The 23,403-nt window shown below is 68.6% G+C and carries 23 protein-coding genes; 16 read left to right on the top strand and 7 right to left on the bottom strand.

Features of this window, described 5'->3' with window-relative positions; translation table 11 throughout:
- Positions 1 to 49: 49 nt before the first annotated feature.
- Positions 50 to 985, top strand: a complete 936-nt coding sequence (locus tag BM060_RS06995) for a FecR family protein (protein WP_083280398.1) — start codon at positions 50 to 52, stop codon at positions 983 to 985.
- On the opposite strand, the gene BM060_RS06990 is transcribed toward BM060_RS06995, so the two are convergent.
- The 7 genes from BM060_RS06990 to paaY all read right to left on the bottom strand — a co-directional run bounded on the left by BM060_RS06990 (position 982) and on the right by paaY (position 7,265).
- The gene (locus BM060_RS06990) at positions 982 to 1,359 is read right to left on the bottom strand and encodes a cytochrome c3 family protein (RefSeq protein WP_009622446.1); all 378 of its coding nucleotides are present in this window, start codon (positions 1,357 to 1,359) and stop codon (positions 982 to 984) included. The two genes, BM060_RS06995 and BM060_RS06990, sit on opposite strands and share 4 nt — an antisense overlap.
- Positions 1,356 to 2,069: a ferric reductase-like transmembrane domain-containing protein gene (locus BM060_RS06985; protein ID WP_074978592.1), complete on the bottom strand. Its 714-nt coding sequence runs from the start codon at positions 2,067 to 2,069 to the stop codon at positions 1,356 to 1,358. The genes BM060_RS06990 and BM060_RS06985 overlap by 4 nt, the downstream gene beginning before the upstream one ends.
- Before the next feature lie 75 nt (positions 2,070 to 2,144).
- Positions 2,145 to 3,635, bottom strand: a complete 1,491-nt coding sequence (locus BM060_RS06980; protein WP_074978590.1) for an aldehyde dehydrogenase family protein — start codon at positions 3,633 to 3,635, stop codon at positions 2,145 to 2,147.
- Between the two features lie 67 nt (positions 3,636 to 3,702).
- Positions 3,703 to 4,104 carry a c-type cytochrome gene (locus tag BM060_RS06975; protein WP_074978587.1) on the bottom strand — a complete coding sequence of 134 codons (402 nt, stop codon included), beginning with the start codon at positions 4,102 to 4,104 and terminating at the stop codon, positions 3,703 to 3,705.
- Positions 4,105 to 4,608: 504 nt separating this feature from the next.
- A complete protein-coding gene (feaR, locus tag BM060_RS06970; RefSeq protein WP_074978584.1) occupies positions 4,609 to 5,526 on the bottom strand; it encodes a transcriptional regulator FeaR in 918 nt (305 codons plus the stop codon).
- Positions 5,527 to 5,664: 138 nt separating this feature from the next.
- A complete protein-coding gene (gene paaX / locus BM060_RS06965; RefSeq protein WP_074978581.1) occupies positions 5,665 to 6,588 on the bottom strand; it encodes a phenylacetic acid degradation operon negative regulatory protein PaaX in 924 nt (307 codons plus the stop codon).
- A gap of 80 nt (positions 6,589 to 6,668) precedes the next feature.
- Positions 6,669 to 7,265 (bottom strand): phenylacetic acid degradation protein PaaY, encoded by a 597-nt coding sequence (gene paaY, locus BM060_RS06960; protein ID WP_074978580.1) that lies wholly within the window; start codon positions 7,263 to 7,265, stop codon positions 6,669 to 6,671.
- A gap of 515 nt (positions 7,266 to 7,780) precedes the next feature.
- Here paaY and paaF point away from each other — a divergent pair.
- From paaF to paaZ, 15 genes are all read left to right on the top strand, one after another.
- Entirely contained in the window at positions 7,781 to 8,554 is a 774-nt protein-coding gene (paaF, locus tag BM060_RS06955) for a 2,3-dehydroadipyl-CoA hydratase PaaF (protein ID WP_043271744.1), read from the top strand.
- Between the two features lie 45 nt (positions 8,555 to 8,599).
- Positions 8,600 to 9,391: a 2-(1,2-epoxy-1,2-dihydrophenyl)acetyl-CoA isomerase PaaG gene (gene paaG, locus BM060_RS06950; protein WP_043314348.1), complete on the top strand. Its 792-nt coding sequence runs from the start codon at positions 8,600 to 8,602 to the stop codon at positions 9,389 to 9,391.
- Between the two features lies 1 nt (position 9,392).
- A complete protein-coding gene (paaH, locus tag BM060_RS06945; RefSeq protein ID WP_074978578.1) occupies positions 9,393 to 10,910 on the top strand; it encodes a 3-hydroxyacyl-CoA dehydrogenase PaaH in 1,518 nt (505 codons plus the stop codon).
- Positions 10,903 to 11,349 (top strand): hydroxyphenylacetyl-CoA thioesterase PaaI, encoded by a 447-nt coding sequence (gene paaI, locus BM060_RS06940; RefSeq protein ID WP_009622469.1) that lies wholly within the window; start codon positions 10,903 to 10,905, stop codon positions 11,347 to 11,349. The genes paaH and paaI overlap by 8 nt, the downstream gene beginning before the upstream one ends.
- Positions 11,346 to 12,572 (top strand): 3-oxoadipyl-CoA thiolase, encoded by a 1,227-nt coding sequence (gene pcaF, locus BM060_RS06935; protein ID WP_074978576.1) that lies wholly within the window; start codon positions 11,346 to 11,348, stop codon positions 12,570 to 12,572. The genes paaI and pcaF overlap by 4 nt, the downstream gene beginning before the upstream one ends.
- 128 nt (positions 12,573 to 12,700) lie before the next feature.
- Complete coding sequence (paaK, locus tag BM060_RS06930) at positions 12,701 to 14,020, top strand: phenylacetate--CoA ligase PaaK (protein WP_074978565.1); 1,320 nt, start codon at positions 12,701 to 12,703, stop codon at positions 14,018 to 14,020.
- A 360-nt stretch (positions 14,021 to 14,380) separates the two neighbouring features.
- The gene (locus BM060_RS06925) at positions 14,381 to 14,686 is read left to right on the top strand and encodes a DUF485 domain-containing protein (RefSeq protein WP_043271749.1); all 306 of its coding nucleotides are present in this window, start codon (positions 14,381 to 14,383) and stop codon (positions 14,684 to 14,686) included.
- Positions 14,683 to 16,317, top strand: a complete 1,635-nt coding sequence (locus BM060_RS06920) for a cation acetate symporter (RefSeq protein WP_074978563.1) — start codon at positions 14,683 to 14,685, stop codon at positions 16,315 to 16,317. The genes BM060_RS06925 and BM060_RS06920 overlap by 4 nt, the downstream gene beginning before the upstream one ends.
- Before the next feature lie 325 nt (positions 16,318 to 16,642).
- Entirely contained in the window at positions 16,643 to 16,996 is a 354-nt protein-coding gene (locus tag BM060_RS06915) for a DUF1428 domain-containing protein (RefSeq protein ID WP_069864661.1), read from the top strand.
- 363 nt (positions 16,997 to 17,359) lie between these two features.
- A complete protein-coding gene (paaA, locus tag BM060_RS06910; RefSeq protein ID WP_074978561.1) occupies positions 17,360 to 18,355 on the top strand; it encodes a 1,2-phenylacetyl-CoA epoxidase subunit PaaA in 996 nt (331 codons plus the stop codon).
- Positions 18,356 to 18,372: 17 nt separating this feature from the next.
- Positions 18,373 to 18,654 carry a 1,2-phenylacetyl-CoA epoxidase subunit PaaB gene (gene paaB / locus BM060_RS06905; protein WP_024764426.1) on the top strand — a complete coding sequence of 94 codons (282 nt, stop codon included), beginning with the start codon at positions 18,373 to 18,375 and terminating at the stop codon, positions 18,652 to 18,654.
- Positions 18,655 to 18,664: 10 nt separating this feature from the next.
- Positions 18,665 to 19,426, top strand: a complete 762-nt coding sequence (gene paaC / locus BM060_RS06900; RefSeq protein ID WP_074978559.1) for a 1,2-phenylacetyl-CoA epoxidase subunit PaaC — start codon at positions 18,665 to 18,667, stop codon at positions 19,424 to 19,426.
- Positions 19,413 to 19,946 carry a 1,2-phenylacetyl-CoA epoxidase subunit PaaD gene (gene paaD / locus BM060_RS06895; protein ID WP_074978557.1) on the top strand — a complete coding sequence of 178 codons (534 nt, stop codon included), beginning with the start codon at positions 19,413 to 19,415 and terminating at the stop codon, positions 19,944 to 19,946. The genes paaC and paaD overlap by 14 nt, the downstream gene beginning before the upstream one ends.
- Before the next feature lie 25 nt (positions 19,947 to 19,971).
- Positions 19,972 to 21,048, top strand: coding sequence for a 1,2-phenylacetyl-CoA epoxidase subunit PaaE (paaE, locus tag BM060_RS06890; RefSeq protein ID WP_074978554.1), 1,077 nt, complete (start codon positions 19,972 to 19,974; stop codon positions 21,046 to 21,048).
- Between the two features lie 270 nt (positions 21,049 to 21,318).
- Positions 21,319 to 23,370, top strand: coding sequence for a phenylacetic acid degradation bifunctional protein PaaZ (gene paaZ / locus BM060_RS06885; protein ID WP_074978551.1), 2,052 nt, complete (start codon positions 21,319 to 21,321; stop codon positions 23,368 to 23,370).
- Positions 23,371 to 23,403: the final 33 nt, after the last annotated feature.

The raw sequence follows: 23,403 nt of genomic DNA, 5'->3' as shown, positions 1-23,403 counted from the left end.
CGGCCCGCGGCTGGCCCACAATGTGCGCCCCCGATTCGAGGAACGCCGCGTGACCGCCCCGGACCCGCACCTGGCCCAAGCGCTGGACTGGCTGATCCAGCTGGAAGACGCCGACGCCGCCACCCGCGCGCGCTTCGACGCCTGGCTGGCCGCGCACCCGGCCAACGCCAACGCCTTCCGGCACGCCAGCAGCCTGTGGGACTCGCCGCTGCTCGGCCTGGCCGCCACCGGCCTGGAGTCCCAGGCGCAGCACCAGGCGCGGCAACGCAAGCGCCGGCGCTGGCGCTCCTTCGCCGCCGCTGCCGGGCTGTTGCTGGCCCTCGGCGTGGCCCTGCAGGGCGACCTGCTGACGCACATCCGCGCCGACCACTACACCGCCGTGGGCCAGCGCCAGAGCCTGCAACTGGCCGACGGCTCGCGCATCCTGCTGAACACCGACACCGCCCTGTCCAGCCACCTCGACGAGCAGCGCCGCAGCGCCCGGCTGTTCCGCGGCGAAGCCTACTTCGACGTGGCCCACGACCGCAGCCGCCCCTTCGAGGTGGAGGCCGGCCCGGTGCAGGTGAGCGTGCGCGGCACCGCCTTCGCCGTGCGCTACCTGGGCAACGAGGCGGAAGTCAGCGTGCAGCACGGCGAGGTGGACCTGCGCAGCGCCGGCGACGACACCCGCGTCAGCCTCGGCGCCGGCGACAGCATCCGCGTCGGCCCCGGCGGCTTCGGCGAGCGCCGCCACAACGGCGAGAGCCAGCGCCTGCTGGCCTGGGTGCAGGGCCGCCTGGTGTTCGAGAACTGCCCGCTGAGCCAGGTGCTGGCCGAACTGCGGCGCTACTACCCGGGCTGGATCGTCAATGCCGACGAGCGCCTGGAAGACGTCAGCATCACCGCCAACTACCGCCTGGACGACCCGCTGGGGGCCATGCGCTCCCTCGCCCAGATCACCTCCTCGCACCTGCGCGAATACCCGCGCCTGCTGATCCTCAACTAAGGCGCGCCCGCCATCGCGGGCGGCGTGTGGCAGCCCTTGCAGGAACGCACCGGGCCGGCCTGCTGGAAGGATTGCAGGCGCTTGAGGTGGCAGCTTTCGCAGAACTGGTGGAAGTCGTGCTCGATGGTCACGGCCAGCTGCGGCGACTCCTTGTGGCAGAGCACGCAGGTGCGGCTGCCGCTGGGCGAGGCCGAGGTGGAGCGGTCGACGAAGTCGTGGTGGCAGGTGACGCAGTTGATGCTGCCGTGGTTGGTGTGGTCGAAGTTCATCGGCAGCAGCGGGTGCTGGCGCACCAGTTGGTCGTGGCCGTGCCGCGCGCCGAGGACGAAGGCCGCCAGCAGCGGGATGGCCAACAGCAGGTACCAGCGTTTCATAGCAGCGGCAGGTCCACGCTGCCGAGCAGCGCATAGAGCCCGGCCAGGGCCAGGCCGGCGCAGAGCACGCCCAGGCTCAGGCGGCTGGCCAGGTAGGCGCTGTGCCGCCGGCGCCCGCCCTCGGCATAGTGCGGCGTGGGCCGCGGCAGCCGCGGCCAGGCCAGCGCGGCGACGCTGAGCGCGCCCCAGAGCACGGCCTTCCAGGTGGCGCCGCTGTAGTAGCCGGCGCCGATCATGTGTACGGCGGCCAGGGCGACGATGGCGGCGCTCCAGCCATAATGCCAGCGGCGGAAGTCTGCATGTCTGGGCCAGATGCGCCGGCGCACGGCGGTCAGGCTCAGCGGCAGGATCAGCAGCAGGAGCAGCGTCGCGCCATCGCCGGCGAGCATGTGCCAGGGCGCGCCGGGCAGCAGTTCGTCGAGCACCAGCGGCTCGTCCACCAGCAGCACCGCCACGTGGACGACCAGCAATACGGCGGCGACGAACGACAGGTCGCGGTGCAGCACCATGAAGAACTTGCCGTCGTGCCGCGGCCGGGCCATGGGCTTGCCGGTGTAGGCGAACAGCAGCAGGAACAGCGCCCCGGCGACGAAGCCGGCGACGTTGGCGAAGTCCCAGGCCGGGTGCACGCTGGGCATGGCGTCGAGCAGGAAGATGGCGGCGAACGGCAGCAGGCAGGCCAGCGCCACGCGCAGGGTCAGGGCGAACATGCGATCAGCCTCCTCTGCCGCCATCCGGGAAAGCGGCGTAGCGTGCCGCCGCGCGGCACGCTACGCAAAGCGCCCTCAGTGGGCGATGCACACCGACTTGATCTCGGTGTAGGCCTCGACCACCGCGCGGCCAAACTCGCGGCCCATGCCGGACTGCTTGACGCCGCCGAAGGGCATGCTCGGGTCCAGCAGCACGTGGGCGTTGACCCAGACGGTGCCGGACTCGATGCGCGGCACCAGGTTCATGGCGCGGGTCAGGTCGTTGGTCCACAGGCTGGCGCCCAGGCCGTACTCGCTGTCGTTGGCCATCTCGATGGCCTGGTCCTCTTCCTTGAAGGAAAGCACCGCCAGCACCGGGCCGAAGACTTCATTGTGGGCCACGGCCATGTCCTGGGTGACGTCGGCCAGCACGGTCGGGCGCACGAAGAAGCCATCGCAGTCCATCGGCTCGCCGCCGCAGACCACCCGGGCGCCTTCGCGGCGGGCGGTCTCGATGTGCTTGAGCACCGAGGCCTGCTGCTTGCGCGACACCAGCGGGGTGATCTGCGCAGTATCGTCCATGCCCTGGCCGATGCTCATGCCGGCGACCACCGCGCCGAGCTTGTCGACGAACTCGGCATAGCGCGACTCGTGCACGTAGAAGCGCGAGGCCGCGGCGCAGACCTGGCCGCTGTTGAGCAGGCCGCCCAGCAGCGCGCCCTGCACGGCCTTGTCGATGTCGGCGTCGGCCAGGATGATCATCGGGTTCTTGCCGCCCAGTTCCAGGGCGAAGCGCGTCATGTTCTGCATGGCGGCGATGCCGACGCTGCGGCCGACAGCGGTGGAGCCGGTGAAGGACACCTTGCTGATCAGTTTGTGCGAAGCCAGGCCGCCGCCGATGCGCGCGCCGTCGCCGGTGACCAGGTTGAACACCCCGGCCGGCACGCCCGCCTCGAAGGCCAGCTCGGCCAGGCGCAGGGCGGTCAGCGGGGTTTCCGAAGCCGGCTTGATGACCACGGTGTTGCCGGTGGCCAGGGCCGGCATCAGCTTCCACACGGCGATCATCAGCGGGAAGTTCCAGGGCACGATGCCGGCGACCACGCCCACCGGCTCGCGGCGGGTGAAGGCGGTGAACTTGGTGCCCGGCGGCAGCGGGATGGACACGTCCAGGGACTGGCCCTCGATCTTGGTCGCCCAGCCGGCCATGTAGCGCATGAACTCGACGGTGGCGCCGACGTCGAGCATGCGCGTCAGGTTGATCGACTTGCCCTGGCTGAGGGTTTCCAGCTGGGCCAGTTCCTCGGCGTGCTGCTCCACCAGGTCGGCGAAGCGCAGCAGGATGCGCTCGCGGTCGGCCGGGCGCAGGTCGGACCAGACGCGCGCCTTGAAGGCAGCGTGGGCGGATTTCACGGCGCGGTCGAGCATGTCGGTATCGATGTCGGCGATCTGCGCGATGGTTTCGCCGCTGGCCGGGTTGAGCACGTCGCTGGTGGGGCCGTCGTAGGCCACCCAGGCGCCGTCGATGAAGCAGCCGTGGCGGCGCTGGAGGAACTCGGCGACCTGCGGCAGGGTTGCGGTGATGCTCATGGTGACTCCTGTTCTTGCGGCCCGCGGGCCAGGCAGGGAACCGCTCGCCGGGAGCGGCCGGGAAAGGTCAGTGCTGCTGGCTCAGCCACAGGCTCAGGGCCTTGCGCTCGTCGGCGTCGGCCAGGCCCTGGTAGGGCATGTAGGTGCCCGGCACGGCGGCCTGGGGCTGGGTGACGAAGGCTTCGAGGCTCTCGCGGCTCCAGGCCGCGCCCTTGTCCTTCATCGCCTGGGAATAGCTGAAACCGGCCAGGGAGCCGGCGTTGCGGCCGATCACCCCATGCAGGTTCGGCCCCATGATGTTGGCGCCGCCGGCATTGGCGGTGTGGCAAACGGAGCAGTCGCGCTCGAAAACGGCCTGGCCCTTGGCGGCCAGGTCATCGGCCAGGGCCAGCCCGGACTGGGCAGCGGCCACGGCCAGCAGCAGGCCGCAGAGGCCGGTCTTGATTCGGGATTTCACGGTGAAAAGCATGCAGGGGGCACTCTCGATCGATTCTTGTCGGCCGGGCACAAGGCAGGTGCCGGTCGAGGACGATTGTCGCCAGGGGCGCGAGGGTGGGTGTTTTTCTGTGTGCCAGTCGTGTTGGTGGGGGTGCCAGAAGAGCCGCTGGAGGCTGGAAGCTGGAAGCTGCAAGCAAGAGCGGTGGGGTCAACCCTCTCGCCGGCTGCGCCGAGGGGCTTTCGTGGCTTTTCGTTTGCGAAACCCATGCGGTGGGGGCGATGGGTATCGCTTCGCTCAACCCATCCTACGGGGCTGGGAGGCTATGGTGCCGGCCCCAAGAGCACCCTCTCCCTGAAGGGAGAGGGGACCGTTGGGCAGGGTTGGATGTTCTGGAGTTAGCCGGTTAGCACAGGGATTGCCGTCTGGAACCAGGCCCCCTCTCGGCACGAACAGCCCCCTCTCCCGCTTGCGGGAGAGGGCTGGGGAGAGGGGCTCTTCACGCTCTTACCTGCAGCCTACAGCCTGCAGCCGCTCTCAATGCACATACCGCTTCCGATACTCCCCCGGCGAAACCCCGAAGCGCGACTTGAACGCCGTGGAGAAGTAGCTGGAATCCGAGAACCCCCAGGCATACCCCAGCGCCGACAGTTTCTGCTCGCCCGCCGCGTTGCGCAGGGATTCGGCGCAGAAGTCCAGGCGGCGGTTCTTGATGTACTGCGCCACCACCAGGCCCTTCTTGGCGAACATGCGGTACAGGCCGCGCACCGACACGCCCACTTCGCGGGCGATCAGTTCCGGGCAGAGTTCCTCGGCGCCGATGTGCTCGTCGATGAAGGCCAGCGCCTTGCGGAACAGCCTTTCATGGCTGTCGCCCTCGGCTTCCGCGCCGGCCAGCGCCGGGCGCAGCAGGCTGACCAGGGCGTCGAGGGTGGCCTCGCTTTCCTGCATGCCCAGGCCGTTCTGGCGGGTGGTCTCGAGGATCAGGGTGTTGGCCAGCACCGCCACCGGCGAGCTGGCCGGGATGCGCCGCGCGCAGTCGATGCCGGAGAAGCGCAGGCCACGCTCCAGCACCTGGCGCGGGAGGATCAGCGACAGCTGCCGCGAGTCCTCCTCGTAGGTCATGTCGCAGGGGCGGTTGGCGTCCACCAGGGTGATGTCGCCGCGGGCCAGCTGCACGCGGCTGCCGTCCTGCTCCAGGCGCGAGCGCCCGTCGAGCTGGAACACCGCGTAGAAGTGGCCGTTGCCGCTGGCGCTCACCTCCTTGCTGGTGCGGTACAGGTGCACCTGGGACATGTCGACCACGCTGAGCTTGATGGCACCGCCCTGGTACTCCCGCAGCTTCCCGTGGAAGGACGGCCCCAGGGTGCGCGCGTCGAAACGCCCGCACGCCTGGTTGACCTGGCCCAACCACGCTTCGAAAGCCTCATCCCTGGAAATCGATGAAGGGTTCATGACCTAAAGCCTCATGCACGCATTGTTTTTATCAGCGGACGCTCAGGCAGGCGCCCGTCATGGTCCGGCCGTCCGGCCGGTGGTCCCGCAGCGCCGCCTCGGTACGGCGCTTGTGAAGCATGTTTCGAGCCAACCGGCTCAGTTCAGCCCTCCGAAGCGCCGGTAGAAGCTCTCGCCGGCATCCGGCAAGGGGCCGTCGGCGGTCTCCAGGGCGCTGTTCAGCCACACCTCGGCCCTGGCGTACACCAGGCGGTAGAGGTTGCGGCACAGCTGCCGCGCCGCGCGCCCTTCCCAGTCGCCGGGGAGCAGTTCGTCCGGCAGTTGCGGGTCGCGCAGTAGCAATTTGCGATATTCGTGGATCAGCAGGGTGCGCGCCAGGAAACAGTCCCGGGCATCCGGCTCGCCCTGCTCGCGCAGCGCCTGCCACAACGGGCGGAACAGGCGGATGAATTCGCTGTAGTGCTGGCCCAGCTCGTCGATCTTCCAACTCTCGCGCACCTGCAGGCGCATGGCCTTGGAGGCGAGCACCTCCTGGGCGTGGGTCTCGAAGACGATGCTGTCGTCCAGCGCGTCCAGGTCCAGCAGGGTCGCGGTGAGGTCGGCGCGGTCGCAGCGCGGGCAGGCCAGCACGCTCGGGGCGATGGCGCCGAAGCCCTGCCATTCCAGCTCCTCGCGCACCTGCTTGCGCTTGTCCGCCGCCAACTGCGACAGCAGCACCAGCGTCCAGGCGCCGTCCCAGGCCGGCAGGCCGGGGCTGTACACGCGCTTGAAGGCCTTCTCGAAACGCCGCCGGCCGGTGCCGGTGAGGCTGTAGTAGCTGCGCCGGCCGACCTTCTCGGCGGTCAGCCAGCCTTCCTTGGTCAGGCGGAAGATCGAAGTGCGGATCAGCCGTTCGTTGATCCCCATGGGCTCCAGCAGGCCGATCAGGCTGCCCAGCCAGACGGTGCCGCCGTGGGGTTCGATGGCGTCGCCATAGAGGGTGATGATCAGCGAACTGGCGCGGATCGGCGTCTGTTCCTGGAAGCGGGCGATCAGTTGGTTCAGCGGGGCGAGACTGCTCATGGCTCGGTCGGGCGCGGATAAAGCGCCGACTATACCTGCCCGCCGGGCCGCCTGGCCATTGGAGCGAACCCCAATGAGGCTCATGCGCCCTGCCCCTTCGGGCGGAACCCGGAATCGCCCAGACGCGGGCGGTCGGCCTCCACCGCGGCCAGCGGCTGGCATTCCACCAGGCTGGCCAGGCAGCGCTTGCTCAATTGCTGGTATTCGGCGGTGCCGCGCTGCTTCCAGGCGATTTCCTGCTCGCTCAGTTCGCGCTTGACCGTGGCCGGCGAGCCCATCACCAGGCGCTGCGGCGGGCATTCGAAACCGGCCTTGACGAAGGCGGTGGCGGCGACGATGCAGCGCTCGCCGATGTGCGCCTTGTCCATCACCACCGCGTTCATCCCCACCAGGGCGTCGGCGCCGATGCGGCAGCCGTGCAGCACCGCGCCATGGCCGATGTGGCCGTTGCGCTCGACCACGGTGTCGCTGTCCGGGAAGCCGTGCATGACGCAGGTGTCCTGCAGGTTGGCGCCCTCCTCCAGGATGATCCGCCCGAAGTCGCCGCGCAGCGCCGCCAGCGGCCCCACGTAGCAACCGGGGCCGACGATGACGTCGCCGATCAGCACCGCAGTGGGGTGCACGTAGGCGGTCGGGTCGACCACCGGTGTCAGACCTTCGAGGCTGTAGCAGGGCATCTCAGGCCTCCTCTTCGGGCAGATCGAGGTGGCGCTGCACCCTGAACGGGCATCCAGCTTCGGCGAAGGGTTCCAGCGCGCAGGCGACGGACGGCATCAGGGTGGCTCCTTGTGCACGGCGGCGCCAGGGGCGCCGGCAAGGCGGGACGGGACGGGAAAGCGACCCGTCGCGATTCGTTGTTTGGAAAATCTTGTATCACAACAAATCCGATCGTCAATGCACCCGATGCTGTATCGCTTTCCCGAGCGACCACCGGCACGTCTGCCAAGCCGCAAGTCCCATAGCTATCAGCCCTTGTCCAACGGGCTTCGCAGCCCCTTGCGGAAGCCCGAACCTGGCAATCCTCTCGACATACGAGACACATAAATCAATTTTGTTATTGTTGTTTTGTATCACTTAAGGCATATACTGGATGCCAGCCAGGGACCGTCCGCACCCACAGAGGCGCGACGAGCCCGCATAACAATTCCAATGAGCCGGCCTCAAGCCGTGCGTGCAGCCTGAGGAGCTTTACATGCCTCGTACCCTCGCCGTGCAGGCGCCCGAGGACGGCGTCCGCCTGATCACCCTGCAGCGCCCCGAGGCGCTCAACGCCCTGAACACCGAACTGCTGGGCGAACTGGCCGCGGAACTGGACGCCGCCGAGCGCGACGCCGAGACCCGCGTGGTGGTCATCACCGGCAGCCGCAAGGCCTTCGCCGCCGGCGCCGACATCAAGGAGATGGCCGAGCGCGACCTGGTCGGCATCCTCAACGACCCGCGCGTGGCCCACTGGCAGCGCATCACCGCCTTCGCCAAGCCGCTGATCGCCGCGGTCAACGGCTTCGCCCTGGGCGGCGGCTGCGAACTGGCGATGCACGCCGACATCCTCATCGCCGGCGAGGACGCCCGCTTCGGCCAGCCGGAAATCAACCTCGGCATCATCCCCGGCGCCGGCGGCACCCAGCGCCTGCTGCGCGCGGTGGGCAAGTCCCTGGCCATGCAGATGGTCCTCACCGGCGAAGCCATAGACGCCCGCCACGCCCTGCGCGCCGGCCTGGTCAGCGAAGTCACCCAACCCGAGTTCACCGTCGAGCGCGCCCTGCAGGTCGCCCGCGTCATCGCGCGCAAGGCGCCGCTGGCCGTGCGCATGGCCAAGGAAGCGCTGCTCAAGGCCCAGGACACCGACCTGGCCAGCGGCCTGCGCTTCGAGCGCCACGCCTTCACCCTGCTGGCCGGCACCGCCGACCGCGAGGAAGGCATCCGCGCCTTCCAGGAAAAGCGCCCGGCGCGCTTCCTCGGCCGCTGAAGCCCCTTTCTTCCTTCTATACCGATTGATGGAGCGAGCCCGCCCATGACCTTCGAGCACATCCTGTTTTCCATCGAGGACGGCGTCGCCCTCCTCAGCCTGAACCGCCCGGAGCAGCTGAACAGCTTCAACGCCAGGATGCACGGCGAGGTGCGCGAAGCGCTCAAGCAGGTGCGCCAGAGCGAAGAGGCCCGCGTGCTGCTGCTGACCGGCGAAGGCCGCGGCTTCTGCGCAGGCCAGGACCTGTCCGACCGCAACGTCGCCCCGGGCGCCGAGATGCCCGATCTGGGCGAGTCCATCGAGAAGTTCTACAACCCGCTGATCCGCGCCCTGCGCGACCTGCCGCTGCCGGTCATCTGCGCGGTCAACGGCGTGGCCGCCGGCGCCGGGGCGAACATCCCGCTGGCCTGCGACCTGGTCCTGGCAGCGCGCTCGGCCAGCTTCATCCAGGCCTTCTGCAAGATCGGCCTGATCCCCGATTCCGGCGGCACCTGGACGCTGCCGCGGCTGGTCGGCCTGGCTCGCGCCAAGGCCCTGGCCCTGCTGGGCAACCGCCTGTCCGCCGAACAGGCCGAGCAATGGGGCCTGATCTACCAGGTGGTGGACGACGCCAACCTGCGCGAGGAAGCCCTCAAGCTGGCCCGCCACCTGGCCACCCAGCCGACCTACGGCCTGGCGCTGATCAAGCGCAGCCTCAACGCCAGCCTGAACAACAGTTTCGACGAGCAGCTGGAGCTGGAGCGCGACCTGCAGCGCCTGGCCGGGCGCAGCGAGGACTACCGCGAAGGCGTCGGCGCCTTCATGGAAAAACGCACCCCCAGCTTCAAGGGCCGCTGACATGCACGCACTGGATATCAATGCCCAGGTCGCGGTGATCGGCGCCGGCGCCATGGGCGCCGGCATCGCCCAGGTGGCGGCCCAGGCCGGCCACCCGGTGAAGCTCTACGACAACCGCCCGGGCGCCGCCGCCCAGGCCATCGACGGCATCGACCGCCAGCTCGGCCGCCTGGTCGAGAAAGGCAAGCTCGACGCCAAAGCACGCGCCGCCATAGTCGCGCGCCTGCAACCGGTGGAAGCCATCGAGGCCCTGGCCGATGCGCGCCTGGTGATCGAGGCCATCGTCGAGAACCTGGAGGTCAAGCGCGGCCTGCTGAACCAGCTGGAAGCGCTGTGCGCGGCCGACTGCATCCTCGCCAGCAACACCTCCTCGCTGTCCATCACCAGCCTCGCCGCCGGCCTCAAGCACCCCGAGCGGGTGATCGGCATGCACTTCTTCAACCCGGCGCCGCTGATGGCCCTGGTGGAGATCGTCTCCGGCCTTGCGACCTGTCCGGAGCTGGCCCAGGCCCTGCACGCCACCGCGAAGAACTGGGGCAAGCAGCCGGTGTACACCCGCTCTACCCCCGGCTTCATCGTCAACCGCGTGGCCCGCCCGTTCTACGCCGAAAGCCTGCGCCTGCTGCAGGAAGGCGCCGCCGACTGTGCCAGCCTCGACGCGCTGCTGCGCGACGCCGGCGGCTTCCGCATGGGCGCCTTCGAGCTGACCGACCTGATCGGCCACGACGTCAACTACGCGGTGACCTGTTCGGTGTTCGCCGCCTACTACGGCGACTTCCGATTCCAGCCCTCGCTGATCCAGAAGGAGCTGGTGGACGCTGGCCGCCTGGGCCGCAAGAGCGGCCGCGGCTTCTACGACTACGCCGAAGGCGCCGAACGCCCGCAGGCGGCCGAGCTGACCAGCGCAGCCGAAGTGGCCAGCTGCGTGGTCGAAGGCGACCTGGGCGTGGCCCAGCCGCTGGTGCAACGCCTGAAGGACGCCGGCGTGCAGGTGGTCGAGCGCGCCGGCAGCGGCCTGCTGCGCGTCGGCGACGCGGTGCTGGCACTCTCCGACGGCCGCCTGGCCAGCCAGCGCGGCAAGGACGACGGCCTGCGCAACCTGGTGCTGTTCGACCTGGCGCTGGACTACGCCAAGGCCTCGCGCATCGCCATCAGTTGGTCCGCCGACACCAGCGCCGAAGCCCGCGACCAGGCCGTGGCCCTGCTGCGCCGCGCCGGCCTGAAGGTCACTGCGCTGGCCGACCTGCCCGGCCTGGCCGTGCTGCGCACCGTGGCGATGCTCGCCAACGAGGCCGCCGACGCCGTGCTGCAGGGCGTAGGCTCGGCCGCCGACATCGACCTGGCCATGCGCGCCGGGGTGAACTACCCGCGCGGCCCGCTGGCCTGGGCCGAGGCCATCGGCGTCGGCTACGTGCTGAACACCCTAGACAACCTGCAACGCAGCTACGGCGAGGAGCGCTACCGCCCGTCCCTGCTGCTGCGCCGCAAGCACGCCGAAGGGAGCCGCCTGCATGACTGAGCGCACCCCCGAACAACTGGCCCGCGCCTGCGCCGACGCCATGTTCAGCCGCGACCTGGCCACCCAGCGCCTGGGCATCGCCCTGCTCGACGCCGGCCCCGGCAGCGCGCAGGTGAGCATGCCGGTGCGCGAGGACATGATCCAGGGCCACGGCACCTGCCACGGCGGCTTCCTCTTCGCCCTGGCCGACTCGGCCTTCGCCTTCGCCTGCAACAGCTATGACGAGGCCACCGTGGCTATCGGCTGCAGCATCGACTACGTGGCCCCGGCGCGCCTGGGCGACGAACTGACCGCCACGGCCAGCGAGCAGAGCCGCAGCGGCCGCACCGGCAACTACGACGTCCGCATCGAAAACCAGCACGGACAGCTGATCGCCCTGTTCCACGGCAAATCCTACAAAGTGCGCGGCACCGTGCTGACGCAGGAGACCCCCGAATGACCAACGCCACCCTCAGCGACGCCCTGATCATCGACGCGGTGCGCACGCCCATCGGCCGCTACGCCGGCGCCCTCAGCAGCGTGCGCGCCGACGACCTCGCCGCCATCCCACTCAAGGCTCTGGTGCAGCGCCACCCGCAGCTGGACTGGAGCGCCATCGACGACGTCATCCTCGGCTGCGCCAACCAGGCCGGCGAGGACAACCGCAACGTCGCGCACATGGCCTCGCTGTTGGCCGGCCTGCCCCAGGAAGTGCCCGGCACCACCATCAACCGCCTGTGCGGCTCGGGCCTGGACGCCATCGGCAACGCCGCCCGCGCCCTGCGTTGCGGCGAGGCCGGGCTGATGCTCGCCGGCGGCGTCGAATCCATGTCCCGCGCGCCCTTCGTGATGGGCAAGTCCGAGCAGGCCTTCGGCCGCAGCGCGGAGATCTTCGACACCACCATCGGCTGGCGCTTCGTCAACAAGCTGATGAAGGCGCAGTTCGGCATCGACTCCATGCCGGAAACCGCGGAGAACGTCGCCGAACAGTTCGGCATCTCCCGCGCCGACCAGGACGCCTTCGCCCTGCGCAGCCAGCACAAGGCCGCCGCCGCCCAGGCCCGCGGCCGCCTGGCGAAGGAAATCGTCCCGGTGGAAATCCCCCAGCGCAAGGGCCCGGCCAAGGTGGTCGAGCATGACGAGCACCCGCGCGGCGACACCACCCTGGAACAGCTGGCCAGGCTCGGCACGCCGTTCCGCGAGGGAGGCAGCGTCACCGCCGGCAACGCCTCGGGGGTCAACGACGGCGCCTGCGCGCTGCTGCTGGCCAGCCCGCAAGCGGCCCAGCGCCACGGCCTGAAGGCCCGCGGCCGGGTGGTCGGCATGGCGGTGGCCGGCGTCGAGCCGCGGATCATGGGCATCGGCCCGGTGCCGGCGACGCGCAAGGTGCTGGAGCTGACCGGCCTGAGCCTCAACGACATGGACGTGATCGAACTCAACGAAGCCTTCGCCGCCCAGGGCCTGGCCGTGCTGCGCGAGCTGGGCCTGGCCGACGACGACGAACGGGTCAACCCCAACGGCGGCGCCATCGCCCTGGGCCACCCGCTGGGCATGAGCGGCGCGCGCCTGGTCACCACCGCGCTGCACGAGCTGGAAGAGCGCGGCGGCCGCTACGCCCTGTGCACCATGTGCATCGGCGTCGGCCAGGGCATCGCCATGGTCATCGAGCGCCTGCCGCAATAACTCTGGCAGGGACGCCAAAGACCCTGGCCAGAAGCGCAAAGACCGGATTCCGCGGGGGGCGTATCCTCCCCCCATGACACTCGCAGCCCGCACGCGGGCTGGCGTACAAGAACAAATCGAGTGAACCCATGAATATGTACCATGATGCCGAACGTGCCCTGCTCGACCCGCTGGAGACCGCCAGCCTCGATGAACTGCGCCAGCACCAGCTGGACCGTCTGCGCTGGAGCCTCAAGCACGCCTACGACAACGTCCCGCTGTACCGCAAGCGCTTCGCCGAAGCCGGCGTGCACCCGGACGACCTGAAATCCCTCGACGACCTGGCGAAGTTCCCCTTCACCGGCAAGAACGACCTGCGCGACAACTACCCCTACGGCATGTTCGCCGTGCCGCAGAGCGAGATCGTGCGCCTGCACGCCTCCAGCGGTACCACCGGCAAGCCCACGGTGGTCGGCTACACGCAGAACGACATCGACACCTGGGCCAACGTGGTGGCGCGCTCGATCCGCGCCGCCGGCGGGCGCAAGGGCGACAAGGTCCACGTGTCCTACGGCTACGGCCTGTTCACCGGCGGCCTGGGCGCCCACTACGGCGCCGAGCGCCTGGGTTGCACGGTGATCCCGATGTCCGGCGGCCAGACCGAGAAGCAGGTCCAGCTGATTCGCGACTTCCAGCCGGACATCATCATGGTCACCCCGTCCTACATGCTCAACCTGGCCGACGAGATCGAGCGCCAGGGCATCGACCCGCACAGCCTCAAGCTGCGCCTGGGCATCTTCGGCGCCGAGCCGTGGACCGCCGAACTGCGCCGCGCCGTGGAAGAGCGCCTGGGCATCACCGCCCTGGACATCTACGGGCTGTCCGAGATCATGGGCCCGGGCGTGGCCATGGAATGCGCCGAGACCAAGGACGGCCCGACCGTCTGGGAAGACCACTTCTACCCGGAGATCATCGACCCGGCCACCGGCGCGGTGCTGCCCGACGGCGAATACGGCGAGCTGGTGTTCACCTCGCTGTCCAAGGAAGCGCTGCCGATGATCCGCTACCGCACCCGCGACCTCACCCGCCTGCTGCCGGGCACCGCGCGGCCGATGCGGCGCATCGACAAGATCACCGGGCGCAGCGACGACATGCTGATCATCCGCGGGGTGAACGTGTTCCCCACGCAGATCGAGGAGCAGGTGCTGAAAGTGAAACAGCTGGCCGAAGTCTACGAAATCCACCTGTATCGCAACGGCAACATGGACAGCATGGACGTGCACGTCGAGCTCAAGCACGAACTGCAGCACCTGGACGCCGAGCAGCAGAAACAGGTGGCCAACGAGCTGAGCAAGCAGGTCAAGACGCACATCGGCATCAGCGCGCGCATCCTGATCCAGCCGTTCCACAGCCTCAAGCGCTCCGAAGGCAAGGCCTGCCACGTGTTCGACAAGCGCAACCAGGGCTGATCGCCCCGCGCCACGAAAACCCCGCCTCGGCGGGGTTTTTCATTTTCCCCGCAGGCGATTGCGCCGAGTTGCTTTTCGTAGGATGGGTTGCGACGGGGAGTTTCTCGTTGGCACGCGACCCCACACCCTGTAGGAGCGAGCCTGCTCGCGAACGCTCTTGCGCTGGGCGGTTCGCGAGCAAGCTCGCCCCTACGAAAAGCCCTCTCCCGGCAACATCCCGACACGACTTTCGCCTGCATCCCCCTCCCCGGCCTGTGCCTCCTGGGTGACAATCAATTCCGATACTCAATTACAAACTAAAAATACATTTACGTATCAAACAAACTGCCTCGACAACCTCACAACAACAGAGAGCGCGCCATGACCCTGCCCCTGGAACGCCTCCGGGAACACCCGGACTTCCTCCTTCTCGTCCGCCGCAAGCAACGCCTCACCTGGTCCCTTACCGCCACCCTGCTGCTGGCCTACTACGGCTTCGTCCTGCTGGTGGCCTTCGCCCCCGGCCTGCTGGGCCGCCCGCTCGCCGGCGGGGTGACCAGCGTCGGTATGCTCGCCGGCGTCGGCCTGATCCTGCTCTCGGTGCTGCTCACCGGCCTCTACGTGCACCAGACCAACAAGGTGCTGGACCCGCTGAACGACCGGCTCAAGCAGGAGGCCCAGGCATGAAGTCCCTGTTCCTGCTCGCCGGCCTGGCGCTGTCCGAGCCGGCCCTGGCCGCCGGCGCCGAACGCCCGCTGAACTGGCACGCCATCGGCCTGTTCCTGGCCTTCGTCCTGTCCACCCTGGCCATCACCCGCTGGGCCGCCCTGCGCACCCGCTCGGCGGCGGACTTCTACACCGCCGGCGGCGGCCTCACCGGCATGCAGAACGGCCTGGCGATCGCCGGCGACATGATCTCCGCGGCGTCCTTCCTGGGCATCTCGGCGATGATGTTCGCCAGCGGCTACGACGGCCTGCTCTACGCCCTGGGCGTGCTCGCCGGCTGGCCGATCATCCTCTTCCTGATCGCCGAGCGCCTGCGCAACCTGGGCAAGTACACCTTCGCCGACGTGGTCTCCTACCGCCTGGAGCAGGCGCCGATCCGCATCACCGCGGCCCTCGGCACGCTGATCGTGGCGCTGCTGTACCTGGTGGCGCAGATGGTCGGCGCCGGCAAGCTGATCGAACTGCTGTTCGGCCTGAGCTACCTGCAGGCGGTGCTGGTGGTGGGCGCACTGATGGTCTGCTACGTGACCTTCGGCGGCATGCTGGCCACCACCTGGGTGCAGATCATCAAGGCCGTGCTGCTGCTCTCGGGCACCAGCTTCATGGCCTTCATGGTGCTGCGCCACTTCGGCTTCAGCAGCGAGGCGATGTTCGCCGCGGCCACCGAAGTGCACGCCAAGGGCGTGGCGATCATGGCCCCCGGCGGCCTGCTGGCGAACCCGGTGGACGCCATCTCCCTGGCCCTGGGCATGATGTTCGGCACCGCCGGCCTGCCGCACATCCTGATGCGCTTCTTCACCGTCAGCGACGCCCGCGAGGCGCGCAAGAGCGTGTTCTACGCCACCGGCTTCATCGGCTACTTCTACCTGCTGCTGATCGCCGTGGGCTTCGGTGCCATCGTCATGGTCGGCAACGACCCGGCCTTCCGCACCGCCGAGGGCGCGCTGATCGGCGGCGGCAACATGGTCGCCGTGCACCTGGCCCAGGCCGTGGGCGGCAACCTGTTCCTCGGCTTCATCTGCGCGGTGACCTTCGCCACCATCCTCGCGGTGGTAGCGGGCCTGGCGCTGTCGGCGGCCTCGGCGGTGTCCCACGATCTCTACGCCTGCGTGCTGCGCAAGGGCCAGGCCAGCGAGGCCGAGGAAATGCGCGTGTCGCGCCTGGCCACCCTGGGCATCGGCGTTCTGGCGGTGATCCTCGGCGTGCTCTTCGAGTCGCAGAACATCGCCTTCCTCTCCGGCCTGGTGCTGGCCATCGCCGCCTCGGTGAACTTCCCGGTGCTGTTCCTCTCGATGTTCTGGCGCGGCCTGACCACCCGCGGCGCGGTGGCCGGCAGCCTGGCCGGCCTGCTCACCGCCATCGCCCTGCTGGTGCTCGGCCCGCCGGTGTGGGTGGCGGTGCTGGGCAACGCCGAGGCGGTGTTCCCCTACAGCAACCCGGCGCTGTTCTCCATGAGCGCGGCCTTCCTGGCGGCCTGGGGGTTCTCGGTGAGCGACCGTTCGGCGAGGGCGGAGGCGGAGCGTGGGCGGTACCTGGGGCAGTTCATCCGGTCGATGACGGGGATTGGGGCGGCTGTGGCCAGTCGGCATTGAAAGGTAAGGCTTGGCTTCATCGTCAAGCGGACCTCCGCTCCCTCTCCCTAACCCTCTCCCTGAAGGGAGAGGGAGCCGTTCGGCGTGGACGGGAAGTCAAGCGTCAGCCGGGAACCGCAGGAGTACTCGGATGCTTCAGCAGGCAGAGGACAGTCCCCTCTCCCTTCAGGGAGAGGGTTAGGGAGAGGGCGCTCTCAAACCCAGCCCCCCCGACCGCCCATCACCTTCCGCCACACCCCTGTCGATCCTCCCCCACCCTGAACGACTAGCAATCGACCCCCACGGGAGACCCACTCCCCCCTCAAACAGCAAAGGGAGCCCCACCATGAACTACATCGACGGCTTCATCGTCCCCGTCCCCACCGCCAACCGCGAGGCCTACACCGAGCTGGCCCGCAAGGCGGCGGTGGTCTTCAAGGAACACGGCGCGCTCAGCGTGGTCGAGTGCTGGGGCGACGACGTCCCCGAAGGCAAGGTGACCTCCTTCCCCATGGCCGTGAAACGCAAGGAGGACGAGGCCGTGGTGTTCTCCTGGATCACCTGGCCGTCCCGCGAGGTACGCGACGCCGGGATGAAGAAGGTCATGGAGGACCCACGCCTGAAGGACAACTTCCAGTCCATGCCCTTCGACGGCCAGCGCATGATCTTCGGCGGCTTCCAGGTGATCGTCGACGCCTGAACCGATACCGGCGCCCGCCCCGGCGGGCGCCACATCAGAAACACGTACACCAGCCACACTCTAATTTTACGTATCGCTTTAACCCCTCCATTCGTCACTCCGGTATCGCGCCGGAGCCGCGATCATCCGCCTGATCCAAACCCTCCTTTATCATCACGTTCACCGCCAGATAGCTGCGAATTCCAGCAGCCATTCACCACAAGTCTTCCACTGGCGCCCAACGCCCACCCCCGCCTACCCCCAAAGCGATACAAAAAACACATACGACACACTATTTAGTGTTAGACATTGCTTTCTGTATCATTTAAAAATAGCGCCATGGCCAAGGCCTCCCCACAACAGAACAAAGGCTGGAGACACAGCATGTATGCACAACTGGTCGAGACTGGCGTCAAGCGCGTCAAGTCGCTCGAGGACATGTCCCCCGAGGAGCGTGCCTTCCAGGAGAAGATCGACGCCGAGATCAAGATCGAGGCGAAGAACTGGATGCCCGACGCCTACCGCCAGACCCTGATCCGCCAGATTTCCCAGCACGCCCACTCGGAAATCGTCGGCATGCTGCCGGAGGGCAACTGGGTGACCCGCGCGCCGACGCTCAAGCGCAAGCTGCAGCTGATGGCGAAGATCCAGGACGAAGCCGGCCACGGCCTGTACCTGTACAGCGCCATGGAAACCCTCGGCGCCGACCGCGACGAGGAAGTCGCCAAGCTGCACTCCGGCCGCGCCAAGTACTCCAGCATCTTCAACTACCCGACGCTGAACTGGGCCGACATGGGCGCGGTGGGCTGGCTGGTGGACGGCGCCGCCATCGTCAACCAGGTGGTGCTGCAGCGCACCTCCTACGGCCCCTATTCGCGCGCGATGATCCGCATCTGCAAGGAAGAAAGCTTCCACCAGCGCCAGGGCTACGAAATCCTCCTGACCATGATGCGCCACGGCACCCAGGCGCAGAAGGACATGGTCCAGGACGCCATCGACCGCCTCTGGTGGCCGGCGCTGATGATGTTCGGCCCCAGCGACGAGCACTCGCCCAACAGCGCCCAGTCGATGGCCTGGAAGATCAAGCGGCAGAGCAACGACGAACTGCGCCAGCGCTTCATCGACCAGACCGTGCCGCAGCTGGAACTGCTCGGCTGCACCGCCCCGGACCCGCACCTGAAGTGGAACGAGGAACGCGGCCACTACGACTTCGGCGACATCCAGTGGGAAGAATTCTACGAAGTGCTCAAGGGCAACGGCCCGTGCAACGCCGAGCGCGTCGCCACCCGCCGCAACGCCATCGAGAGCGGCGCCTGGGTCCGCGAAGCCGCGGTCGCCCATGCCCGTAAAAAACAACAACGCAAACGCGACGCCGCCTGAGCCGCGAGGAGAACACCATGAGCGAATGGACCCTTTTTGAAGTCTTCGTGCGCAGCAAGCACGGCCTCAACCACAAGCACGTCGGCAGCGTGCATGCCGCCGATGCCGCGATGGCCATCGAGAACGCCCGCGAGCTGTACACCCGCCGCAACGAAGGCGTGAGCCTGTGGGTGGTGCCCTCGGCGCTGATCACCGCCTCCTCGCCCGACGAGAAGGACCCGCTGTTCGACCCGGCGCAGGACAAGGTCTACCGCCACGCCAGCTTCTACGAGCTGCCGCCCGAAGTCGGCCACATGTGAGATCGCGTGCATGAACCCGCATAACGACAAGATCGAATACCTGCTGCGCCTCGCTGACAGCGCCCTGATCCAGGGCCAGCGCCTGTGCGAATGGTGCGGCCGCGCCCCGGCCCTGGAAGAAGAACTGGCGCTGATGAACGTCGGCCTCGACCTGGTTGGCCAGGCACGCAACTGGTACGAGTACGCAGCCGAGCTGCTGGACGACGGCCGCGACGCCGACCACCTGGCGTTCCGCCGCGACGAGCGCGCCTTCCGCAACCTGCTGCTGGTCGAGCAGCCCAACGGCGACTTCGCCGTGACCATGGCCAAGCAGTTCCTCTACGACGCCTGGCACTTCCACGTGCTGCGCGCCCTCAGCGATTCCAGCGACGCGCGCATCGCCGCCATCGCCGCCAAGGGCCTGAAGGAGGTCACCTACCATCTGCGCCGCTCCGGCGAGTGGATCGAGCGCCTGGGCGACGGCACCGAGGAAAGCCACGCGCGCATGCTGGCGGCGATTCCGCAGGTCTGGCGCTTCACCGTCGAGATGACCAACGCCGACGAAGTGGAACAGCGCCTGTTCGCCGAAGGCGTGGCGCCCAACCCGGAAGAGCTGGCCGCCGCCTGGCGCGCCAAGGTCGCCGACATCTTCGCCAGCGCCACCCTGCCGCTGCCCGAGCCCGCGGTGAACTTCTACCTCAGCGGCCGCCGCGGCCTGCACACCGAGCACCTGGGCATCCTCCTGGCCGAGATGCAGTTCCTCCAGCGGGCCTACCCCGATGCGACCTGGTGAGCTGATCGCCAGCGACCGCGGCGCGCGCGCAGGTTCCGCCGACGACCTCAGCCATGCCTGGAACGTGCTGGGCCAGGTGATGGACCCGGAAGTGCCAGTGGTCAGCGTGGTCGACCTGGGCATCGTCCGCGGCCTGGACTGGCACGGCGGGCACCTGCACGTAGTGGTCACCCCCACCTACTCCGGCTGCCCGGCCACCGAGGTCATCGAGCAGGACATCCAGCACGCCCTGGAACACGCCGGCTTCGCCGCGCCGCAACTGGAACGGCGCCTGGACCCGGCCTGGACCACCGACTGGATCAGCGACGCCGGCCGCCAGGCGCTGCGCGAATACGGCATCGCCCCGCCGGCCGGCAGCACCAGCAAGCGCAGCCTGCTCGGCGAGACGCCGGAAGTGCGCTGCCCGCAGTGCGGCAGCCTGCACACCGAGCAGCTCAGCCAGTTCGGCTCCACGGCCTGCAAGGCGCTGTACCGCTGCGTCGATTGCCGCGAACCCTTCGACTATTTCAAGTGCATCTGAGCGGCGCCGCCGCCGGAGAAGAACAATGAGCAAATTCCACAGCCTGAAGATCCGCGAAGTGCGCCCGGAGACCCGCGACGCCGTGTCCATCGCCTTCGACGTCCCCCAGGACCTGCAGGACAGCTTCCGCTTCGAGCAGGGCCAGCACCTGGTGGTGCGCGCCCAGCTGGACGGCGAGGAGGTGCGCCGCTCCTACTCCATCTGCAGCGGCGTCAACGACGGCGAGCTGCGCGTGGCGATCAAGCGCGTGCCCGGCGGGCGCTTCTCGGCCTACGCCAACGAGGCGCTGAAGGCCGGCGCCAGCCTGGAAGTGATGCCGCCGGCCGGCCACTTCAACGTGCAGCTGGATGCGGCGCGCCACGGCAACTACCTGGCGGTGGCCGCCGGCAGCGGCATCACGCCGATCCTGTCGATCGTCAAGACCACCCTGGAAGCCGAGCCGCACAGCCGCGTCACCGTGCTCTACGGCAACCGCTCCAGCAACGCCGCGATGTTCCGCGAGCAGCTGGAAGACCTGAAGAACCGCTACCTGCAGCGCCTCAACCTGATCTTCGTGTTCAGCCGCGAACAGCAGGACGTGGACCTCTACAACGGCCGCATCGACGCCGACAAGTGCGGCCAGCTGTTCAGCCGCTGGCTGGACGTGAAGCACCTCGACGCCGCCTTCATCTGCGGCCCGCAGGCGATGACCGAGACCGTGCGCGACCAACTCAGGGCCAATGGCATGCCGGCCGAGCGCATCCACTTCGAGCTGTTCGCCGCCGCCGGCAGCGAGAGCAAGCGCGAAGCCCGCCAGGCCGCCGCCGCGACCGACAGCGGCAAGAGCCAGGTCACAGTGATCAGCGACGGCCGCGAACTCTCCTTCGAACTGGCGCGCAACAGCGTCAGCGTGCTCGACGCCGGCAACGCCCAGGGCGCCGAGCTGCCCTACTCCTGCAAGGCCGGCGTGTGCTCGACCTGCAAGTGCAAGGTGATCGAAGGCGAAGTGGAGATGGACAGCAACTTCGCCCTGGAAGACTACGAAGTGGCGGCCGGCTACGTGCTCAGCTGCCAGGCCTTCCCGCTGAGCGACAAGGTGGTCCTCGACTTCGACCAGCTCTGACTGCTCTTCGTAGGCCACGATGATGGGTATCGCTTCGCTCAACCCATCCTACGCGGTCTCCATGTAGGAGCGCGCCCTGCGCGCGAATCGCGGGCAGGGCCCGCTCCTACAAAGAGCCAGGTTTCACCGCCCCGGGCCCAAAAGGCCCCTGGCGTCCCTGACCCGGCGGCCTTTCCCCGCCACCGTTCCAACGCGCCGCCGCAGCCCACCCGGCTACGGCGGTCACCGGCCGCGGCCGGAACCCTTGCGTACCTTTTGGAGGATAGAGTGATGGCCCAAGAGCCCACCCTGCAGAGTTTCATCGGCGGCCGCTGGATCGGCCAGCATGGCGCCCAGGCGCTGCGTAGCGCACTGAACGGCCAGCTCGTGGCACGCACCCACGAAGAGGCCCCGGACTTCGCCGAAGCCGTGGCCCACGCCCGCCAGAGCGGCCTGACCGCACTCATGGCCATGGACTTCCAGCAGCGCGCCCAGTGCCTGAAGGCCCTGGCCCTGTACCTGACCGAGCGCAAGGAACAGCTCTACGAGATTTCCCGCCACACCGGCGCCACCCGCGCCGACAGCTGGATCGACATCGAAGGCGGCGCCGGCACCCTGTTCGCCTACGCCGGCGTCGGCGGCCGCGAGCTGCCCTCGGGCAACGTGGTCCACGAAGGCCCGGCCATGCCCCTGGGCAAGACAGGCAAGTTCGCCGGCAGCCACATCCTGGTGCCGCGCGGCGGCATCGCCGTGCACATCAACGCCTTCAACTTCCCCATCTGGGGCATGCTGGAAAAGTTCGCGCCCAGCTTCCTGGCGGGCATGCCCTGCATCGTCAAGCCGGCCACCGCCACCAGCTACGTGACCGAAGCCGCCGTGCGCCTGATGCACGAATCCGGCCTGCTGCCGGCCGGCAGCCTGCAGCTGATCATCGGCGGCACGGGCGACCTGCTCGACCGCCTGCAGGGCCAGGACATCGTCACCTTCACAGGCTCCGCCGACACCGCCGCCAAGCTGCGGGTGAACCCCAACCTGATCCGCAACTCGGTGCCCTTCAACGCCGAGGCCGACTCGCTGAACTGCGCCATCCTGGCCCCGGACGTCACCCCGGTCGACGAGGAATTCGACCTCTTCGTCAAGGAAGTGGCTCGCGAGATGACCGCCAAGGCCGGGCAGAAATGCACCGCCATCCGCCGCGCCATCGTCCCCGCCAAGCACATCGACGCCGTGGCCGAACGCCTGCGCGAACGCCTGGCCAAAGTCGTGGTCGGCGACCCGTCGGTGGAAGGCGTGAAGATGGGCGCCCTCGCCTCCCACGCCCAGCAGGCCGACGTGGCCGAGCGCGTGGAAGCGCTGCTGAAATCCAGCGAGTTGGTCTTCGGCGCGAAGGACGGCTTCGCCCCGCGCGGCGAAGGTGTCGGCGAAGGCGCGTTCTTCGCCCCGACCCTGCTGCGCAGCCGCGACCCGCACGCCGAAGGTGGCGCCCACGACATCGAGGCCTTCGGTCCGGTCAGCACCCTGATGGCCTACGACGACCTCGACGAAGCCATCGCCCTGGCCGCCCGCGGCAAGGGCAGCCTGGTGGCCAGCCTGATCACCCGTGATCCGCAGGTCGCGGCCAAGGTGGTGCCGGTGATGGGCGCCCTGCACGGCCGCCTGCACATCCTCGACCGCGAGTCGGCGGCCGAATCCACCGGCCACGGCTCGCCGCTGCCGGTGCTCAAGCACGGCGGCCCGGGCCGCGCCGGCGGCGGCGAAGAGCTGGGCGGCGTGCGCGCGGTCAAGCACTACCTGCAGCGCACCGCGGTACAGGGCTCGCCGACCATGCTGATGGCGGTCACCGGCGAATACGTGCGCGGCGCCCAGGTCTACGAGACCGACGTGCACCCGTTCCGCCGCTACTTCGACGAGCTGAAGATCGGCGAATCGCTGCTGACCCACCGGCGCACCGTCACCGAGGCCGACCTGGTGAACTTCGGCTGCCTGTCGGGCGATCACTTCTACATGCACTTCGACGAGCTGGCGGCCAAGGACTCGCAGTTCGGCAAGCGCATCGCCCACGGCTACTTCGTGCTCTCGGCGGCCGCCGGTCTGTTCGTCTCCCCCGGCGTCGGCCCGGTGCTGGCCAACTACGGCCTGGACACCCTGCGTTTCATCAACCCGGTGGGCATCGGCGACACCATTCAGGCCCGCCTGACCTGCAAGCGCAAGATCGACCAGGGCAAGAAGAGCCCCAAAGGCGAGCCGCAAGGCGTGGTCGCCTGGGACGTGGAAGTCACCAACCAGAACGGCGAGCTGGTGGCCAGCTACGACATCCTGACGTTGGTGCTCAAGCGCGGTTGATCTCTCCTACTCCGGTGTCACCCTCGACCGGCC

It is taken from the genome of Pseudomonas citronellolis (genome assembly GCF_900112375.1).
Classification (GTDB): Bacteria; Pseudomonadota; Gammaproteobacteria; order Pseudomonadales; family Pseudomonadaceae; genus Pseudomonas; species Pseudomonas citronellolis.
This window is presented reverse-complemented; position numbering and strand designations above follow the sequence as displayed.

Bases quoted from the DNA above. Each gene is read 5' to 3' on its own strand.
- BM060_RS06990 (WP_009622446.1), bottom strand. From the start codon at position 1,359: ATGAAACGCTGGTACCTGCTGTTGGCCATCCCGCTGCTGGCGGCCTTC.
- BM060_RS06985 (WP_074978592.1), bottom strand. From the start codon at position 2,069: ATGTTCGCCCTGACCCTGCGCGTGGCGCTGGCCTGCCTGCTGCCGTTC.
- BM060_RS06980 (WP_074978590.1), bottom strand. From the start codon at position 3,635: ATGAGCATCACCGCAACCCTGCCGCAGGTCGCCGAGTTCCTCCAGCGC.
- BM060_RS06975 (WP_074978587.1), bottom strand. From the start codon at position 4,104: ATGCTTTTCACCGTGAAATCCCGAATCAAGACCGGCCTCTGCGGCCTG.
- feaR (WP_074978584.1), bottom strand. From the start codon at position 5,526: ATGAACCCTTCATCGATTTCCAGGGATGAGGCTTTCGAAGCGTGGTTG.
- paaX (WP_074978581.1), bottom strand. From the start codon at position 6,588: ATGAGCAGTCTCGCCCCGCTGAACCAACTGATCGCCCGCTTCCAGGAA.
- paaY (WP_074978580.1), bottom strand. From the start codon at position 7,265: ATGCCCTGCTACAGCCTCGAAGGTCTGACACCGGTGGTCGACCCGACC.
- paaF (WP_043271744.1), top strand. From the start codon at position 7,781: ATGCCTCGTACCCTCGCCGTGCAGGCGCCCGAGGACGGCGTCCGCCTG.
- paaG (WP_043314348.1), top strand. From the start codon at position 8,600: ATGACCTTCGAGCACATCCTGTTTTCCATCGAGGACGGCGTCGCCCTC.
- paaH (WP_074978578.1), top strand. From the start codon at position 9,393: ATGCACGCACTGGATATCAATGCCCAGGTCGCGGTGATCGGCGCCGGC.
- paaI (WP_009622469.1), top strand. From the start codon at position 10,903: ATGACTGAGCGCACCCCCGAACAACTGGCCCGCGCCTGCGCCGACGCC.
- pcaF (WP_074978576.1), top strand. From the start codon at position 11,346: ATGACCAACGCCACCCTCAGCGACGCCCTGATCATCGACGCGGTGCGC.
- paaK (WP_074978565.1), top strand. From the start codon at position 12,701: ATGAATATGTACCATGATGCCGAACGTGCCCTGCTCGACCCGCTGGAG.
- BM060_RS06925 (WP_043271749.1), top strand. From the start codon at position 14,381: ATGACCCTGCCCCTGGAACGCCTCCGGGAACACCCGGACTTCCTCCTT.
- BM060_RS06920 (WP_074978563.1), top strand. From the start codon at position 14,683: ATGAAGTCCCTGTTCCTGCTCGCCGGCCTGGCGCTGTCCGAGCCGGCC.
- BM060_RS06915 (WP_069864661.1), top strand. From the start codon at position 16,643: ATGAACTACATCGACGGCTTCATCGTCCCCGTCCCCACCGCCAACCGC.
- paaA (WP_074978561.1), top strand. From the start codon at position 17,360: ATGTATGCACAACTGGTCGAGACTGGCGTCAAGCGCGTCAAGTCGCTC.
- paaB (WP_024764426.1), top strand. From the start codon at position 18,373: ATGAGCGAATGGACCCTTTTTGAAGTCTTCGTGCGCAGCAAGCACGGC.
- paaC (WP_074978559.1), top strand. From the start codon at position 18,665: ATGAACCCGCATAACGACAAGATCGAATACCTGCTGCGCCTCGCTGAC.
- paaD (WP_074978557.1), top strand. From the start codon at position 19,413: ATGCGACCTGGTGAGCTGATCGCCAGCGACCGCGGCGCGCGCGCAGGT.
- paaE (WP_074978554.1), top strand. From the start codon at position 19,972: ATGAGCAAATTCCACAGCCTGAAGATCCGCGAAGTGCGCCCGGAGACC.
- paaZ (WP_074978551.1), top strand. From the start codon at position 21,319: ATGGCCCAAGAGCCCACCCTGCAGAGTTTCATCGGCGGCCGCTGGATC.